The following is a 16037-nucleotide window of genomic DNA, read 5'->3' as shown; positions in this document are numbered from 1 at the left end:
CGCGACGGCCGGAGACCTCCCGGCAGGAAGAGGTAGGGCGCCCGGCCGGCTGACCCAGGGCGCCGGGCGCGGTGGGTCAGCCGGGGCGTCACCTGCGGGGCCGCGGGGTAGGTTGGCTCAACCCGCGACGCGGAACGCGTCCGCGATGAACGCGAGAAGCTTCGCCTCCAGGGCGGGCCCCTCCCTGCTCCTCAGCATGTCCGTCCCGTGCGAGCCGCCGTCGACGATGACGAGTCGCTTGTCCTTCGCGCCGGACGCCTTGTGCAGCCCTCGGACCTCCCTTTCCATGGCGTCGCCGTAGTCACCCGGCGAGACCGCGAACAACGACGGTCTCGTGACCGACGTGATCACCTTGAGGGCGTTGATCTTCCCGCAGACTCTCGGCGAGGCCATGACGACGAGGCCGATGAAGCCCGGAATTCTTGGTGCGGCGACCACTGTTCCGGTGCCGCCGCAGGACGCGCCTCCGGCGAGGATCCGGGTCACGCCGCGACGGGTGAGCTCCTGCCCCGCGGCCAGGATGTCGCGGTCGATGTAGGTGTTCTCCTCGCTCTTGTCGATTCCGGAGGCGCCGTGGTTACGGTGGTCGAACACGATCACGTGGTAGCCGCGGTCGGCCAAGGTCTGGGCGAGGTCCAGCCAGGAGCAGATGGTGTAACCGTGTTCGTGTGCGAGGACGATGCCGTTCGGCCCGCTGCCGAGCACCAGGGCGGAGAGCCGGATGCCGTCGGAGGTCCGCAGGCTGAGTGTCCTGCTGTGCAGCGCCTTCGGCACGCACGTGTTGACGAGCGTCCCGTTCGGTGCGCGGGTGGTGTACCTGGGGTCGGACGGCTTGTCGGTCGGTCGTGGCGACGGGTGCTTCGTTCGCGGGGACGAGGATGTCCCGCTTGGGCCGGTCAGGGGGGACGTGGGAGCCGGGCTGGCGGTGATGCTCAAGGGGTGGGGCCGGTCGACCGAGGTCGTTCCCGCCCACACGGCGCCGGCCAGGGTGAGCGCCAGCGCAATCAGGGTGGCGGCGAGCGCCTGGCGGCGCGTCCTCCGCGAGATGAACGTCATGCATGACTTGTATCGAGAGGTTGTCATGGACCTGTGAGGGCGTTGTCCTGATCTCGTCGTGGTGCCCCCGGAGCCCGGAGTTTGCGGCGGAGCCGGTTATTCGGCGCTCGCCGGGCCGTTGATCCACGGTGCCGTACCGGGTGCGTCGGCTGCTGCCTGCAGCATGGCGCTGAGGACACCGGCGAGCCGGGCGTTGGGTTTCGGCGGCTGATCGCTGGGCGGTGGTCCGGCGTCGAGCGGCGCGACCGCGAGCATGCGGCCGAGCACATCCATGCCCAGCAGGAGGGACAGTGCCAGGACGGCGCGTTCTTTGGCGGCCGGGTCGTCGTCGCCGAAGTAGGTGGTGAGGGGCGGGATGACCGTCTGCTCGACGTAGTCGCGCAGCACGGGCTGGGCGGCGTGGCTGGCGGCGGAGCGCAGGACGAGGAGCAGCGGGTCGTAGGCACCCTCGTCGCCGTGCGCCACCGGCTCGTGGCCGCCGCCGAGCAGCAGGGCGGCCAGGGTCGTCCCGAACTCTTCGCGGGAGATGGAATGCAGGCCGGGCGGGCTGGGATCGCGGGTGCCCACCGCCTCCCGGAACAGTCCTTCCTTGGTGCCGAAGTAGCGGTTGACCATCGCGGCGGTGACCCCGGCGCGGCCGGCGATGTCGCGCAGCCCGATGTCGTCGTACCCGTGCTCGGACCATGCCTCGCGCGCGGCGTGCAGGATCGCCGCGCGGGTGCTCTCACGCCGGGCGCCGCGGCCCGGGGCCGCGCCGCCGGTGGGCCCGGTGGTAGTCATCGCACGAGTATACGGCCGTTCACCGAGTCGGTATACAGGTGTTGACAGAACCGCGAGCGGTTCGGTAAACATGTGTATACCGAAGTTCGGCACCGCGCAGCGAGGAGACATGACAATGCCGCAGACCATCCTGGTGACGGGTACCTCGAGCGGCCTCGGCCGACGCACCGCCGAGGTGCTCGCCGCGCGGGGCCACACCGTGATCGGCACCATGCGTGACCCGCAGGGCAAGGACCAGGCCCAGGCGGACAGCCTGATCAGGTACGGCGCCGGCACGGCCGGGCGGATCCTGGTCGTGCCCATGGACGTGCGCAGCGACGAGTCCGTCGACGCGGGTGTCGCCGCCGCCGTCGAGCAGGCCGGCCGGCTCGACGGCGTGGTGAACAACGCCGCGTACGCGATCACCGGTGTCGGGGAGAGCGTCACCAGCCAGCAGCTTCAGGACGTCCTGGACACCAACGTGGTGGGGCCGCAGCGCGTCACCCGCGCCGTCCTGCCGCAGCTGCGGCAGCGCCGCGCCGGCCTGCTCGTCTTTGTCTCCAGCGGCGCCGGCCGCCTGACTCTCCCGGGCATGGGCGCCTACTCGGCGAGCAAGTTCGGCCTGGAGGCGCTGGCCCAGGCCTACCGCTACGAGCTGCGCCCGCTCGGCATCGACGTGTCGATCATCCAGCCCGGCGCGTTCCCCACCAACCTGGCCACCTCGCAGGTCCTCGGGGCCGACGAGAGCCGCGTCGGCGACTACGCCGACGTGCTGGCCCTGACCGGAGCCTTCATGCAGAACGTCGGGGCCATCTTCGCCTCGCCGCAGCCGCCGGACCCGCGCGAGGTGGCCGACACGATCGCCGACCTCGTCGACGCCCCGGCCGGGAAGCGCCCGGAACGCGTCAGCGTCGACCGGTTCATGCTCGGCGAAGCCGTCGAGGCCATCAACGCCGGCACCAAGGAACCGACCGACCGGCTGCTCAGCTCACTCGGCCTCGGCGCAGTGCTGGGCTGACCGCCGCGTACGAGCGCGGCGGCGAGCTGTCGGGTGGCGGCTGAGGATCAGCCGCCACCCGAGGGGTGATCGCGGTGGGACCGGGACCGACGGTGACGACAGCGGACGCACCAACGAAGCGCTCACCGTCGCACCGGCCGTGTCACCGTTACCCGCACGTCGGCGACGTCGGCCAGTGGGTGTTCCCGGCCGGTCAGCGTCGGGTCGAGGTCGGTCCGGCCGTCCAGGTAGCGGAGGAAGAATGCAGTGACGTAGGTGAGGGCGACGCGGCGCTGATCGTCCTCGTCGAGTTGGCGCTCCTCGGTGTCCGTGTCGACCGCGACGCAGCGTCCCGGTGGTGGCAGCTGCTCGCCGGGAGCCAGTATCCGGTGCTCGTGCACCTCGTCGTGGGCCATGACCTGGCCGCTGCGGGGGGACCACTGCGTGTTGAAGAAGTTGTGGTTGGCGCCGCGCACGGTGATTTGGTGCACGGGCGCCGTGTTCGCGCCGTGGACGTCGGTCACGTACTGACTCGGTCCGTGAAGCCCGACGGCCAGGTCACAGGCGCCGCCAACGGCGACGAACGGGATCTTGGTGACCTGGTACTCCGGTCGGGGACGGTCGTCGGGCGTGTAGTAGCCGGCCGGCTCGAGCGGAACCACCGCCTTCACTTGCACCCCGGACGGCCACTGGTTTCGGTGTGCGTCAGCTGCCTGCCACATCACGCCCCGGCCGCCGCGGGAGTGGCCGAGGGTACCGACGTTGGTCAGGTCCACGTGCCCGGCGAAGTCGACCTGCGCCGGCCGTCCCCGCCCGTCCACGAACCGGCCGGCCAGTGGACCGCGGCCCCTGGTGGCAAGCTGCTGCCACAGCTGAAGGTGCTTGTTGATCAGGGTGGCACGCGCCATGTCCTGAGGCTCTCCGCCCTCGCCGACGTTGATGCCGTTGGCGCTGATCGACACCACCACGAAGCCGTGGCTGGCCAGCCGTTGAGCTAGGTAGTCGTAGCCCCGATAGCTCGGCAACGCCGGCACGCCCGCCGCACACGGCCACCGGTTCAACGCCGCACCGTTTTTGTCCAGCACCGCCTCCAGGCGCTCCCGCTCGGCGGGATCCGACAGCGGGTCAGGGCCGTAGAGCCTGCGGAAGGCCGACTCCCACGCCGCGCCCGCCCGCCTGTCGGCGCAGGTCTCCCACAGCCCGTGCGAGAGCAGCACCAGCGGGTGCCCCCCGTGGCCGACATCCGCCGGGTAGTGCACCGCGCCGGCCAGCTCGATGTCCGCGAGCCGCGACCCGTCCCCAGCATGGAATCCCGGCACCTGGAACGCGGTGTCACCGAGGGTGTACGCGACCGTGCGCACCGCGTGTGGGCCAGGCGCCGACGGGTCGGGGCCCGCCATCGTCACGGTGCCCGCACTGGCGGTGAATACCTGCGCCGCGACCAGCGTGGCCACCACGCTCGCCACCGCGGCCATGAAAGCCTTCCGCCCGCCCGTACGCCGCCGGCCGTCCGTCTCCGTCACCGTCGCCTCCTCGTCAACGTTGATGACTGTCGTGGATCAGTACAGTCGGCAGTTGTGCGGAAGGTGTGCGACCGGTGTGGTCATCCGGTAGGGCCCGCCGGCGGTCGGCGGCCCGCACCGACTGGCCGGCAGAGTTGGCGTCGGGACGGCACCTGAGGCAGCGGTCCGGAAGGGGCGGACTCGGCCCGTCCGACGCCCACCGCCGGCCCCCGGGTACGGGAGCCGGCGCCGCCGGTGGGTGATCAGTCGAACGGGTCGAGCGTGATGTAGGCGGTCGTCGGTGAGCCGTCGTGCACGAGCGACTCGTGGGCGCCCACGTCGTCGAAGGCGAAGCCGTACGCCTTCCCGTCCACCATCTGCGCGTGGATCTTGCGGGAGTAGTGGTTCGTGGAGACGTCCTTGTAGAAGTCCGTCGGCACGTTGTGCGGCTGGTTCGAGTGGCTCAGCAGCGTCGACCGGTTGAACCCGGCGCACAGTGTGCGGGAGATCTGGCCCCGCACGTCGTTCGGCGCGTCCAGGTGCTTGTAGCAGCCCCAGATGCTGTCGGTGCTGGGCTTGACGAAGCTGGTCACGATGCCGCCGGAGCCGTCGCGGAACGTCATCGTGCTGCCCGAGACGCGGCCGTAGTACTTGTTGTTCGGCAGGTCGGCGATCGGGGTGACGACCAGGTCCTGGCCGGAGTACTTGCTCCAGACCTGGTTGACGTAGCCGTCCATGGCGCCGGCCAGCGACGGCGCGCCGTTGCCGATGCCGTGGCTCGGGGCCAGGGCGCGCAGGATGGTGCCGTCCGGGCGGCGCTTGATCAGGTTCGCCCAGCCACCCGGCTGGCCCTGCAGGGCCTTGAAGAAGCCGTGGTACCCGCCCGGCCTGAGCCGGCCCGTGCTGACGACCTGGCCGTTGGACTTCCTGAGGCCCACGGCGTACGGCGCCGAGAACATGTCGACCTGCGTGGAGTTGATCCACAGGCCGTCGTTGTTCAGCGTGTACTCGGACCAGTTGAAGAGGATGTTCGTGTTCGGGTCGGTCGGGTTGGCCAGCGACGGCTGGACGAGACCGCCGGTGGCCAGCTTGAAAATCAGCTTCTGGCCGTACGAGAAGTACACGCGGCCGGAGAACTTCGGCAGGTTGATGGTCTTCGTCTGGCCGTTGGCCGGGCCCGGGATCGAGGCGTCCGGGGCCGGGACCGGCACGGGCGCGCCGGCGGGCCACTGGTGGAAGGCGCCGGAGGCGTCGGCCCAGCCCTGGCGGCCGGAACCGTCGAGGATGGTGCCGAGGACGTAGATGTAGATCTGCTCGCTGCGGCCCGAGTTGTTCTTGAAGACCAGCGGGATGCTGGAGCCGGGCACGGCGGCCTGCACGGGGGACGTCGAGACGACCGCGGCGAGCCCGCCGGCGAGCGTCACCGCGGCGGTGGCCATGGCGGCCAACACCTTTCTTCTGACACGCACAGCACTTCTCCTCGTCAGATGGATCCACGCAGCGGAATGTGAAGCACTGACGGCTGGCGGCCGGTACGCGCCGGCGAGCACAGCCACCGACAGTCGCTCCACGTCGACCAGGGGGAAGAGGGACCCCAAGCGGCGTGAGAGCGCTCTCAGCTTCACGCTTTCAACGAGATCTGTCAATGTCTGCGCCCTGGATTGTTGCCGGGAAGTTTCCACGTCGATCAGCTGTCCGACATCAGGCCGGAGTGCTCCTGGCCTACCGCTCGGCCACGGCCACGGGCCGATCGACCGGCAGCTGTCTCCGCCCAGGGCCCGGACCGATGACCGGCGGGCCGGTGCGCGCGGTTGGCCCGGTTAGGCTGTTGAGCGGCGGTGGGGCGAGGGGGGTGGCGGTGAGCGGAGACGTGGCGGGCACCGCGCCGTCGGCCGACCTGGTGGCCTTGCTCGACACCGATCCCCACGGTTGCGCGGTGGCCGCTGCGATCCGTGATCAGGACGGTGTCATCACCGACTTCAGGCTGGACTACCTCAACGAGGCCGGCGGCCGGTTTCTCGGGCGGCCGCGGGAGGAGCTGATCGGCCGGCGGTACCGGGAGCTGTGGCCGGACACGGTCACCGACGGCACGCTGCCGTTCTATCGGCAGGTGGTGCAGGAGCGGGTGCCGGCGGTCCGCACCGTGTACTACGACCGGGCGAGCGTCGCGGGGCACTTCGAGTTCCGGGTGGTGCCGTTCGGTGACGGATTCATTGCCCGGTTCGTCGACCTGAGCAAGCTGACCATGGGGGCGCAGACCGAGGGCGGTGTCCGACTCTACGAGGCGCTCGACGCGGCCTTCGACGGGTTCGCCCTCCTGCGGGCGGTCCGGGACGACGCCGGCGCGATCGTGGATTTCACCATCGAGTACGTCAACCAGGTCGGCGCCAAGCTTGCCGGTCGCACGGTCGAGCAACTCGTCGGCCAGCGGGTCGGCGAAAGGCCCTCGGGGACCACGGAGCTGAGCCTGCTCACGCACTACCGCGAGGTCGCCGCCAGCGGAGAGCCCTGGCGCCGGCAGTTGACCTCCCCCGCGACCGGACAGGTGTGGGACCTGAAGGTCGCCCGCGTCGACCTCGACGTCGTCGCGGTGTCGTACCGGGACGTCACCGAACAGGTCGGCCAGCAGAAGCAGCTCGTCGACACGGCGGCGCAGGTCCGCGCCGCCGCGACCCGCACCGCGGCGTTGCAGGCCGTCACCGCCGCTCTGGTCGCGGCCAGCACCCCCGACGAGGTGTACGCCGCGATGGGCACGGTCGTGCGACCGTCCGCAGGCGGCAACAGCCTCGCGGTCCTGCTCACCGAGCAGGACCGGCTCACGCTCAGCTACCACCACGGATACGAGGACCACGTCGTCGAAGCGCTGCGCGATCTGCCCCTGTCGCACCCCTACCCGGCGACGGGGGTCAGCATCACGGGCGAGCCACGCTACCTCTGCTCGCCGGAGGAGTTCGCCGCGGCGCAACCCGATCCGCGCACCGCCATATCCGGTGGGAGCCGGGCGGCGTGGGCCTTCCTGCCGCTGAGCACCGGCGGGCAGGTGCTCGGCGCACTCGTGATCGGTTACCCCCGGCCACAGGAGTTCGACGACGAGGAGCGGGAGAATCTGATCGCCTTCAGCCGGCTGGCTGCCCAGGCGTTGCAGCGGGCCCTGCTGTTCCAGGCCCAGATGTCGATCGCGGCGGACCTGCAACGGGCCCTGCTGCCGGCCGTGCTACCCACCCTGCGCGGCGCACGGCACGCCGTGCGGTACCTGCCCTGGACACACGGCGCGGACATCGGTGGCGACTGGTACGACGTCATCCAGCTCGGTCCGGACACCGCAGCGGTCGTCATCGGGGACGTCGCCGGCCACAGCCCTCAGGCAGCGGCCGCGATGGGCCAGCTACGCAACGCGATACGCGCCTACGCCGCCGACGGACACAGCCCCGCCGGCGTGATGCACCGGGTGAACCACCTGCTGCTGCAGTTCGAGACCCATGCCATGGCCACCTGCTGCTACCTGGAGCTGCACCTGGCCGAGGGAACTGCGACGGCGGTGCTCGCCGGGCACCCCCCGCCCGTGCTGCGCGCCGGCGGCCCCGCCCGCAGCCTGGACCTCAGGACCGGGCCACCACTGGGCGTCCGTGGCGCCCACTACCCCGACACCACCTTCCTGCTGCCCACCGGATGCAATCTCGTCCTCTACACCGACGGCCTCGTCGAAGATCGCCGCTATCCGCTCGACCAGGGCCTCACCGACCTGTGCTCCGCGCTGGACTCGGCGCCGACGGACGACCCGGAAGATCTGGTCGACCACCTCCTGAGCGCCAGCGTCGGGCCCCGTCCGCGCCGCGACGACGTGGCCATCCTCGCGCTGACGGTCGACGCTGAGCCGGCGCCCGGGCCGCGCACCGCCCGGCGGCGCTTCCGCGGCGACGCCGCCACCGTCTCGGCCGCCCGTCACTTCGCCGCGGACATCCTCGCCGCCTGGGACCAGCACCCCCTCCGCGAGGACGCGTCCCTCCTCCTCGGCGAGGTCATCACCAACGCGGTGCAGCACACCGCGGGCGACGTGGAGGTCCGCATGACCCTGGGCCGGCGACTCCGCATCGACGTGCACGACAGCAGCAACCGGCGACCCGTCAAGCGCCCCGTCGACGGTTACAGCGACACGGGCCGGGGCCTGCACATCATCGAGCGCCTCGCCCACGCCTGGGGATCCGCACCGCTGCCCGGGACCGGCAAGACGGTCTGGTTCGAACTCGACCCCGCCCAGGGACGGCCCTGACGCGTCGTCGCACCACCGGGTCCAGGTCGTCCCATCCTGGCCGCCGGCGAGGCCGGCCACCCGGGCCCGGTCAGTCCCGTACGCCGCCGGAGGCGAGCAGGCGGGCGATCGGCAGGGTGGCCGCGCCCAGCGCGACCGCGTCCACGCCCAGCCGGCCGAGCTGGATCGACGCCTGCTCGTACGGCTGGCGCAGCGCCTGCTGGCCGGCGGCGGCCCGGATGGCCGGCAGCAGGTCGCCGAGCGCCATCGCGGCCCAGCCGCCGAGCACCACGCGTTCCGGGTTGAACAGGTTGATCAGGTTCGCCACTCCGGCGCCGAGGTAGCCGGCGGTCTCGTCGAGCACCCGCCGGGCGGTGGCCGAGGTCGCCGCCGCGTCCACCAGGGCGGAGAGTTGAGACTCCTCGTCCTCGCCGGGCACCGGCCGGCCCCGGCGGGCCTCCCGGTAGCGGTCGATGATCGCCTCGGCCCCGACGTAGGCCTCCAGGCAGCCGCGCGCCCCGCAGCGACAGGCCCGGCCGCCGTACATCAGGGTGGTGTGCCCCCACTCGCCGGCGCTGCTGGACGCTCCCCGGTAGGTGATCCCGTTGGTCACCACGGCGGCGCCGACCCCGGAGCCGACCAGGGCGAAGACCGCGTGCCGGGCGCCCCGGCCGGCGCCGAACCACATCTCCGCCTGGCCGAGGGTCTTGGCGCCGTTGTCGATGTGCAGCGGCAGGTCGGTGCCGTCGGCGATCAGCCGTTGCAGCGGCACCCGGTCCCACCCGAGGGCCTGGGCGTGCACCACGGCCTGGCCGCCCTGTTCGACCACCCCGGAGACGCCGATGCCGACGCCGAGCACGTCCGCCGGCGCCACCCGGGCGCGGGCGGTCACCGCGTCGACGCCGGCCAGCACGTGGCCGGCCACCGCGGCGGGCTCGGTGCGGGCCGGGTCCAGCGGGTACTCGACGCTGGCGAGCAGGGTCATCGCGAGATCAAACAGCTCGACGCGTACCCGGGTCTCCCCGACGTCGACGCCGATGACGGCGGCGAAGTTCGGCGCGACCCGGAGCATCATGCTGGGCCGTCCCCCGTCGGAGGAGGCCGCGCCGGCCTCGACGACCAGCCCCTCGTCGATCAGGTCACCGACGACGTTGCTCACCGCGGGCTGGCTCAGCCCGCTGCTGCGTACCAGGTCCTGCCGGGTCAGCGGGCCGTCGAGGAAGACCTTCGTCAGCAGGGCGGACCGGTTGCGCAGCCGGAGCCCCCGGTTCGTCGCTCGCGCCAGCTCCACTCGCCACCTCGTATCCTCCTCGGCCCGACCGGGCGACTGTACGTGCCCATGCTTGACGGCCCTGGAGACAACCACTTTAATGACGACATTAATTAAGGCGTGATGTAAGCCCTCGGGGCGCCGGATCGCCGTCGCCCCCCGCACCACCGCCCGGTCGGCCGCCCGTCACCTCCGTCCCCCCGACGGGTGCCCACCGGTCCCCCACCACTGCAACCGGAAGGGCATCACCGTGTCGAGACGACACCTCGGGATACTGACCGCGGCCGTGCTGGCCGCCGCCTCGCTGACCGCCTGCGGCGACGCCGGCGACGCGGGCAGCGGGTCCGCCAAGACCCTCACCTACTGGGCCAGCAACCAGGGCCCCAGCCTGGAGGCGGACAAGCAGATCCTCCAGCCGGAGCTCGACAAGTTCGAGAAGCAGACCGGCATCAAGGTCAACGTCGAGGTCGTGCCCTGGTCCGACCTGCTCAACCGGCTGCTCGCCGCCGCCGCCTCCGGGCAGGGGCCGGACGTGGTCAACATCGGCAACACCTGGTCGGCGTCGATGCAGGCGACCGGGGCCATGGTCGAGTTCGACGACGCGACGCTGGCCAAGGTCGGCGGCAAGGACCGGTTCGTCCCCGCCGCGCTCGCCGCCGCCGGCGCGCCCGGCAAGCCGCCGGCCGCCGTGCCGATCTACAGCCTGTCGTACGCCCTCTACTACAACAAGAAGGCGTTCGCCGACGCCGGCCTCACCACCCCGCCGACCACCTGGGAGCAGGTCGCCGAGTACGGCCGCAAGCTCACCGGCAACGGCAAGTGGGGCCTCGCCGTCGAGGGCGCCAACCCCTCGGAGAACGCCCACCACGCCTTCACCTTCGGCCAGCAGTACGGCGGCGAGTGGTTCGACTCCGCCGGCAAGCCGACGTTCGACACCCCGCAGAACGTCGCGGCGGTGAAGCGGTACGTCGACCTGATGGCCGTCGACAAGATCGTCAACCCGAGCAACGCCGAGTACGCGCAGAACCAGGCCGTCTCCGACTTCGCCAACGGCAAGGCGGCCATGCTGCTCTGGCAGGCGGCCGGCTCGAACCTGAAGTCGCAGAACATGGCCCCCGACGCGTACGGGGTCGCCCCGGTGCCGTTCCCGGCCACCCCGCCGGCCGGCGGCAAGAAGGTCAACAGCATGGTCGCCGGGATCAACATCGCCGTGTTCAAGCACACCAAGAACAAGGACGGCGCGCTGGAGTTCGTCAAGTTCATGACCAGCGACGCCGAGCAGGTGGCCCTCAACAAGACGTACGGCTCGCTGCCGGCCGTCAAGACCGTCGCCGCCGACCCCGCCTTCGCCGCCCCCGAGCAGAAGGTGCTCCAGGAGGTGCTGGCCACCACGGCCGCGCCGCTGCCCCAGGTGCCCAACGAGAGCACCTTCGAGACGCTGGTCGGCACCGCCATCAAGGAACTGTTCGCCGACGCCGCGAGCGGCAAGCCGGTCACCGAGGACTCCATCCGGCAGAAGCTCACCCGGGCCCAGCAGCAGCTGCGCTGACCCGCCGGAGCGGTGGTCGTGGGAGGGATCGCCGACCCTCCCACGACCACCTCAGCGAGAGGACCTCGATGGCAACCCGCACCACCCCCCGCGCCGTCGCCGGGCCCGACCGGCCGGCCGACGCCGCCGGCACCGCGCCGGGCCGACGCCGCCGCTCCCGTCGGACGCTGCTGCCGTACCTGCTGCTCGCTCCGGCCGTCGTGCTGGAACTGGCCGTGCACGTGGTGCCGATGGCCGTCGGCGCGTGGATGAGCCTGCTGGAGCTGACCCAGTTCCACATCCGCGACTGGTCGACCGCGCCCTTCGTCGGCCTGGACAACTACCGCGTCGTGCTCGACGTAGACTCCGCCGCCGGGGCCGACCTGCTGCACTCGTTCTGGGTGACCGTCGTCTACACGATCGCCTCGGTCGGGCTCTCCTGGCTGCTCGGCACCACCGCGGCCGTGCTGCTGCAACGCCCGTTCCGCGGGCGCGGCCTGCTGCGCGCGCTGTTCCTCACCCCGTACGCGCTGCCGGTCTACACCGCGGTGATCACCTGGAGCTTCCTCTTCCAGCGCGACACCGGCCTGGTCAACCACGTCCTGGTCGACCAGCTGCACCTGCTCGACGACAAGCCGTTCTGGCTGATCGGCGGCAACAGCTTCTTCGCGCTGCTGGTGGTGTCGATCTGGCGGACCTGGCCGTTCGCGTTCCTCTGCGTGATGGCCGGCCTGCAGAACATCCCCGGCGACCTGTACGAGGCCGCCGCCGTGGACGGGGCCGGCTTCTGGCGGCGGCTGCGCTCGGTGACCCTGCCGATGCTGCGGCCGGTGAACCTGGTCCTGCTGCTGGTGCTCTTCCTGTGGACCTTCAACGACTTCAACACCCCGTACGTGCTCTTCGGCGGCTCGGCACCGGACGAGGCGAACCTGATCTCCATCCACATCTACCGCAGCTCGTTCAAGACCTGGGACTTCGGCTCCGGGTCGGCGATGTCGGTGGCGCTGCTGCTGTTCCTGCTCGCGGTCACCGCCGGATACCTGCTGATCACCAACCGCCGGAGGAACGATGCGTGAGACCGCCGCCGAGCGCTGGAGCCGCCGGGTGGTGCTGACCCTGCTCGCGGTCTTCGTGCTGGTGCCGCTGTACGTGATGGCCAGCAGCGCCATGAAGCCGCTGCAGGACGTGCAGAACGCCTTCACCTGGTGGCCGCGACGCCCCACCGCGCAGGCGTTCGTGGACATGTGGTCGACCGTGCCGCTGGGCCGTTACCTGGTCAACAGCCTGGTCGTGTCCAGCGTGGCGGCGGTCCTGTCGGTCTCCGTGGCGATCTTCGCCGCGTTCGCGGTGAGCCGGTACCGGTTCCGGGGCCGGGGGCTGTTCTCGGTGACCGTGCTCTCCACCCAGATGTTCCCCGGCATCCTCTTCCTGCTGCCGCTGTTCCTGATCTACGTCAACCTGGGCAACGCCACCGGCATCGCGCTCTACGCCAGCCGCACCGGCCTGGTCATCACGTACCTGACCTTCTCGCTGCCGTTCTCGATCTGGATGCTGGTCGGGTACTTCGACTCGATCCCCCGCGAGCTCGACGAGGCTGCGCAGGTCGACGGGGCCGGGCCGCTGCGCACCCTGTTCCAGGTGATCCTGCCGGCGGCGGTGCCGGGCATCGTCGCGGTCACCGTGTACGCCTTCATGACCGCCTGGGGCGAGGTGCTCTTCGCCTCGGTGATGACCGACGAGGGCAGCCGCACCCTCGCCGTCGGCCTGCAGGGCTACTCCACCCAGTTCAACGTCTACTGGAACCAGGTGATGGCCGCCTCGCTGGTGGTCAGCGTGCCGGTCGTGGCCGGCTTCCTGGCGTTGCAGCGCTACTTCGTCGCCGGCCTCACCGCCGGCGCCGTCAAGTAGGACCCATGTCCACCGAACCTCGCAAGGAGAACCGACCCGTGCCCGACCTGTCCAAGCTGCCGCCCGACTTCCGCTGGGGCGTGGCCACCTCGGCGTACCAGATCGAGGGCGCCGTGCGCGTCGACGGCCGCGCCCCGTCCATCTGGGACACCTTCTGTGAGGTGCCGGGTGCGGTCGACAACGGCGACACCGGGGCGGTGGCCTGCGACCACTACCACCGCTGGCCGCAGGACGTGGCGCTGATGCGGCAGCTCGGCGTCGGGGCGTACCGGTTCTCGGTGGCCTGGCCCCGAGTGCGGCCCGACGGCGTCGGCCGGGTGAACCCGGCGGGCCTGGACTTCTACGACCGGCTGGTGGACGCCCTGCTGGCGGACGGCATCCGGCCCGTCGCGACGCTGTACCACTGGGACCTGCCGCAGGCGTTGCAGGACCGGGGTGGCTGGCCGGAGCGGTCGACCGCCGAGGCCTTCGCCGACTACGCCGCCGTCGTGGCCGCGCGGCTCGGCGACCGGGTCACCGACTGGTGCACCGTCAACGAGCCGCTCTGCGTGGCCTGGATCGGTCACCTGGAGGGGCTGATGGCGCCCGGCGAGCGGGACCTGGGCCGGGCGGTCCGCGCCGCCCACCACCTGCTGCTCGGGCACGGGCTGGCCACCCGGGCGGTGCGGGCGCACGCCGCCCGGCCGGCGTCGATCGGCCCGGTGCTCAACCTCAGCCCCTGCGAGCCGGCGAGCGACCGGCCGGCGGACGTGGCTGCGGCGCGGCGGATGGACGGTCACGTCAACCGGTGGTGGCTGGACCCGCTGCACGGCCGCGGCTATCCGGCGGACATGCTCGCCACGTACGAGGTGGAGCCTCCGGTGCGCGGCGACGACCTGGCCGTCATCGCCACGCCGACCGACTTCCTGGGCGTCAACTACTACTTCCGCCAGGTGGTGGCCGACGACCCGGACGGGCCGGCGCCGTACGCGCGGCAGGTGCCCGTGCCGGGCGCGACGCAGACGGCGATGGGCTGGGAGGCGTACCCGGCCGGGCTGGAGCAGCTGCTGGTCGCGGTCACCGAGGAGTACGCCCCGGCGCGGATCATGGTCACCGAGAGCGGGGCGGCCTGGCCCGACCGGGTCACCCCGGACGGCACCGTCGAGGACCGGGAACGGACCGCGTACCTGGAGGGGCACCTGGCGGCCTGCGCGGCGGCGCGGGAGCGGGGCGTCCCGATCGACGGCTACTTCGCCTGGTCCCTGCTGGACAACTTCGAGTGGGCGTACGGCTACGACAAGCGCTTCGGTCTGGTGCACGTCGACTACGCCACCCAGCAACGCACGGTCAAGGCCAGCGGCCTGCGCTACGCCGAGCTGATCCGCGCCCACCAGCGGCTGGCCGGGTCGAGCGAGGCGGTCCCGGCGCGCGGCTGACGGAGGGAGTCCGTCGCCGGCCGTCAGCGGTCCCGGCGGTACCGTGCACATCGGTGCCGCCGGGACCGGCGGGCACTCCGGCCGGAAGGAACCCGGGCGGCCGCGTCCGGTGGGTCAGCGCAGCCCGGCGGCGATGGCGTCGACGAGCAGTGCCGCGATCGTCCGCGCCAGGGTGGCCCGTGCCGCCTCGACGTCCAGGCCCATCGCGTCGCGCATCATCGACCAGGCCGACCAGGTGCTCGCCACGGTCAGCGCGTCGAGCAGCTGCGCGCGGTCCGGCCCGGCGTGCGCCAGCTCCGGGCCGAAGACGGTCTCGATCTCGCCGCGTACCCGGGCGATGTTGCCCTCGCGGTTGCGGCGCAGCTGCGGCGAGAAGGGCTCGCGCAGCGCGGAGGCGCGGGCCGAGGGGGCCAGCACCTCCAGCATCCGGGCGCGCTGGGCGCTGAACTCCGCGATCCGCCGGGTGAGCGGCAGCTCCGGTGGGATCGGCCGGACCAGTGCCTCCTGCCGTTCACCGACCCGCCGCCCGGTCGCGGCGAAGAGGGTCTCCATGTCCTTGAAGTTGGTCCACAGGGTCCGCAGCGACACCCCGGCGCGCTCGGCGATGCGCTCCCCGGTGGGCCGCAGGTCGCCCTCGTCGATCAGCGCGAGGTGCGCGTCGACGATGGCGCTACGGGTACGCTCGGCGCGCGCCGAACGCCCGTCCACCCGCGCCGGCGCACCGGCGTCCACGTCGATCATGCGACGGTCCCCTGTCCTGACGGAGAAAACTGCACCGGCAGTGTATCGACATCCGCCAACTGCGGGTCGCAGGGCACCGGTGCGGTCGATCCGTTGACACGGCGGGCCGACAATGCGCACCGTAGGTGCACCTGTTGGACGGCACGGAGGACCGACGATGAGAGTTTTCGCCACTCCCGACGAGCTCACCAAGGCGGTCGGCGACCACCTCGGCTACAGCGACTGGCACGTGGTCGACCAGGCCCAGGTCGACGCGTTCGCCGAGGCCACCGGGGACCGGCAGTGGATCCACGTCGACCCCGAGCGGGCGCGCAGCGGGCCGTTCGGGGGCACGGTCGCGCACGGGTTCCTGATGTTGTCGCTGCTGCCCGCGCTCGGCGCCGAGGTCTACCGGGTCGAGGGTGTCCGGATGGGCGTCAACTACGGACTGGACCGGGTGCGCTTCCCCGCCCCGCTGCCCACCGGCAGCCGGGTCCGGGCCGGGGTCGTGCTGCTCGCGGTGGAGCCGGTCGGTGGCGGGCTCCAGGTGACCAACGAGGTGACCCTGGAACGCGAGGGCGGCGACAAGCCGTGCTGCGTCGCCCGGACGCTCGCCCGCGTCTACGTCTGAGC

General features: G+C 71.8%; 13 protein-coding genes. 7 read left to right on the top strand and 6 right to left on the bottom strand.

The window, feature by feature from the left end:
- Nucleotides 1–117: 117 nt before the first annotated feature.
- A complete protein-coding gene (locus ACSNN7_RS01770; protein WP_436678719.1) occupies nucleotides 118–1056 on the bottom strand; it encodes an alpha/beta fold hydrolase in 939 nt (312 codons plus the stop codon).
- Nucleotides 1057–1152: 96 nt separating this feature from the next.
- On the bottom strand, nucleotides 1153–1836 hold the full coding sequence (locus tag ACSNN7_RS01765; protein ID WP_436678718.1) for a TetR family transcriptional regulator: 684 nt from the start codon (nucleotides 1834–1836) through the stop codon (nucleotides 1153–1155).
- A 115-nt stretch (nucleotides 1837–1951) separates the two neighbouring features.
- Between ACSNN7_RS01765 and ACSNN7_RS01760 the strand changes: the two genes are divergently transcribed.
- A complete protein-coding gene (locus ACSNN7_RS01760; protein ID WP_436678717.1) occupies nucleotides 1952–2833 on the top strand; it encodes an SDR family oxidoreductase in 882 nt (293 codons plus the stop codon).
- A 122-nt stretch (nucleotides 2834–2955) separates the two neighbouring features.
- Here the strand turns inward: ACSNN7_RS01760 and ACSNN7_RS01755 are convergent, their stop codons facing one another.
- Nucleotides 2956–4335 (bottom strand): hypothetical protein, encoded by a 1380-nt coding sequence (locus ACSNN7_RS01755; protein ID WP_436678716.1) that lies wholly within the window; start codon nucleotides 4333–4335, stop codon nucleotides 2956–2958.
- A 242-nt stretch (nucleotides 4336–4577) separates the two neighbouring features.
- Nucleotides 4578–5783, bottom strand: coding sequence for a glycoside hydrolase family 64 protein (locus ACSNN7_RS01750; RefSeq protein WP_436678715.1), 1206 nt, complete (start codon nucleotides 5781–5783; stop codon nucleotides 4578–4580).
- 389 nt (nucleotides 5784–6172) lie between these two features.
- Between ACSNN7_RS01750 and ACSNN7_RS01745 the strand changes: the two genes are divergently transcribed.
- Nucleotides 6173–8584 carry a SpoIIE family protein phosphatase gene (locus ACSNN7_RS01745; protein ID WP_436678714.1) on the top strand — a complete coding sequence of 804 codons (2412 nt, stop codon included), beginning with the start codon at nucleotides 6173–6175 and terminating at the stop codon, nucleotides 8582–8584.
- 70 nt (nucleotides 8585–8654) lie between these two features.
- On the opposite strand, the gene ACSNN7_RS01740 is transcribed toward ACSNN7_RS01745, so the two are convergent.
- Complete coding sequence (locus ACSNN7_RS01740; RefSeq protein WP_436678713.1) at nucleotides 8655–9854, bottom strand: ROK family transcriptional regulator; 1200 nt, start codon at nucleotides 9852–9854, stop codon at nucleotides 8655–8657.
- A 229-nt stretch (nucleotides 9855–10083) separates the two neighbouring features.
- On the opposite strand from ACSNN7_RS01740, the gene ACSNN7_RS01735 reads away from it, so the two are divergent.
- The 4 genes from ACSNN7_RS01735 (at nucleotide 10084) to ACSNN7_RS01720 (ending at nucleotide 14684) form a co-directional block, all read left to right on the top strand.
- Nucleotides 10084–11382: an ABC transporter substrate-binding protein gene (locus ACSNN7_RS01735; protein ID WP_436678712.1), complete on the top strand. Its 1299-nt coding sequence runs from the start codon at nucleotides 10084–10086 to the stop codon at nucleotides 11380–11382.
- A 68-nt stretch (nucleotides 11383–11450) separates the two neighbouring features.
- Nucleotides 11451–12437 carry a carbohydrate ABC transporter permease gene (locus ACSNN7_RS01730; RefSeq protein WP_436678711.1) on the top strand — a complete coding sequence of 329 codons (987 nt, stop codon included), beginning with the start codon at nucleotides 11451–11453 and terminating at the stop codon, nucleotides 12435–12437.
- On the top strand, nucleotides 12430–13269 hold the full coding sequence (locus ACSNN7_RS01725) for a carbohydrate ABC transporter permease (RefSeq protein ID WP_436678710.1): 840 nt from the start codon (nucleotides 12430–12432) through the stop codon (nucleotides 13267–13269). Before ACSNN7_RS01730 ends, ACSNN7_RS01725 begins: the two co-directional genes overlap by 8 nt.
- Nucleotides 13270–13274: 5 nt before the next feature.
- On the top strand, nucleotides 13275–14684 hold the full coding sequence (locus tag ACSNN7_RS01720) for a GH1 family beta-glucosidase (protein WP_436678709.1): 1410 nt from the start codon (nucleotides 13275–13277) through the stop codon (nucleotides 14682–14684).
- A 114-nt stretch (nucleotides 14685–14798) separates the two neighbouring features.
- Here ACSNN7_RS01720 and ACSNN7_RS01715 read toward each other — a convergent pair whose 3' ends face one another.
- Nucleotides 14799–15425, bottom strand: a complete 627-nt coding sequence (locus tag ACSNN7_RS01715) for a TetR/AcrR family transcriptional regulator (RefSeq protein WP_436678708.1) — start codon at nucleotides 15423–15425, stop codon at nucleotides 14799–14801.
- Nucleotides 15426–15582: 157 nt separating this feature from the next.
- Here ACSNN7_RS01715 and ACSNN7_RS01710 point away from each other — a divergent pair, with 157 nt between their 5' ends.
- Nucleotides 15583–16035: a MaoC family dehydratase gene (locus ACSNN7_RS01710; protein WP_436678707.1), complete on the top strand. Its 453-nt coding sequence runs from the start codon at nucleotides 15583–15585 to the stop codon at nucleotides 16033–16035.
- Nucleotides 16036–16037: the final 2 nt, after the last annotated feature.

It is taken from the genome of Micromonospora sp. URMC 105 (assembly GCF_051386295.1).
GTDB lineage: Bacteria > Actinomycetota > Actinomycetes > Mycobacteriales > Micromonosporaceae > Micromonospora.
Note: the sequence above shows the minus strand (reverse complement) of the source record. Positions and strands in the feature narration are given on the sequence as shown.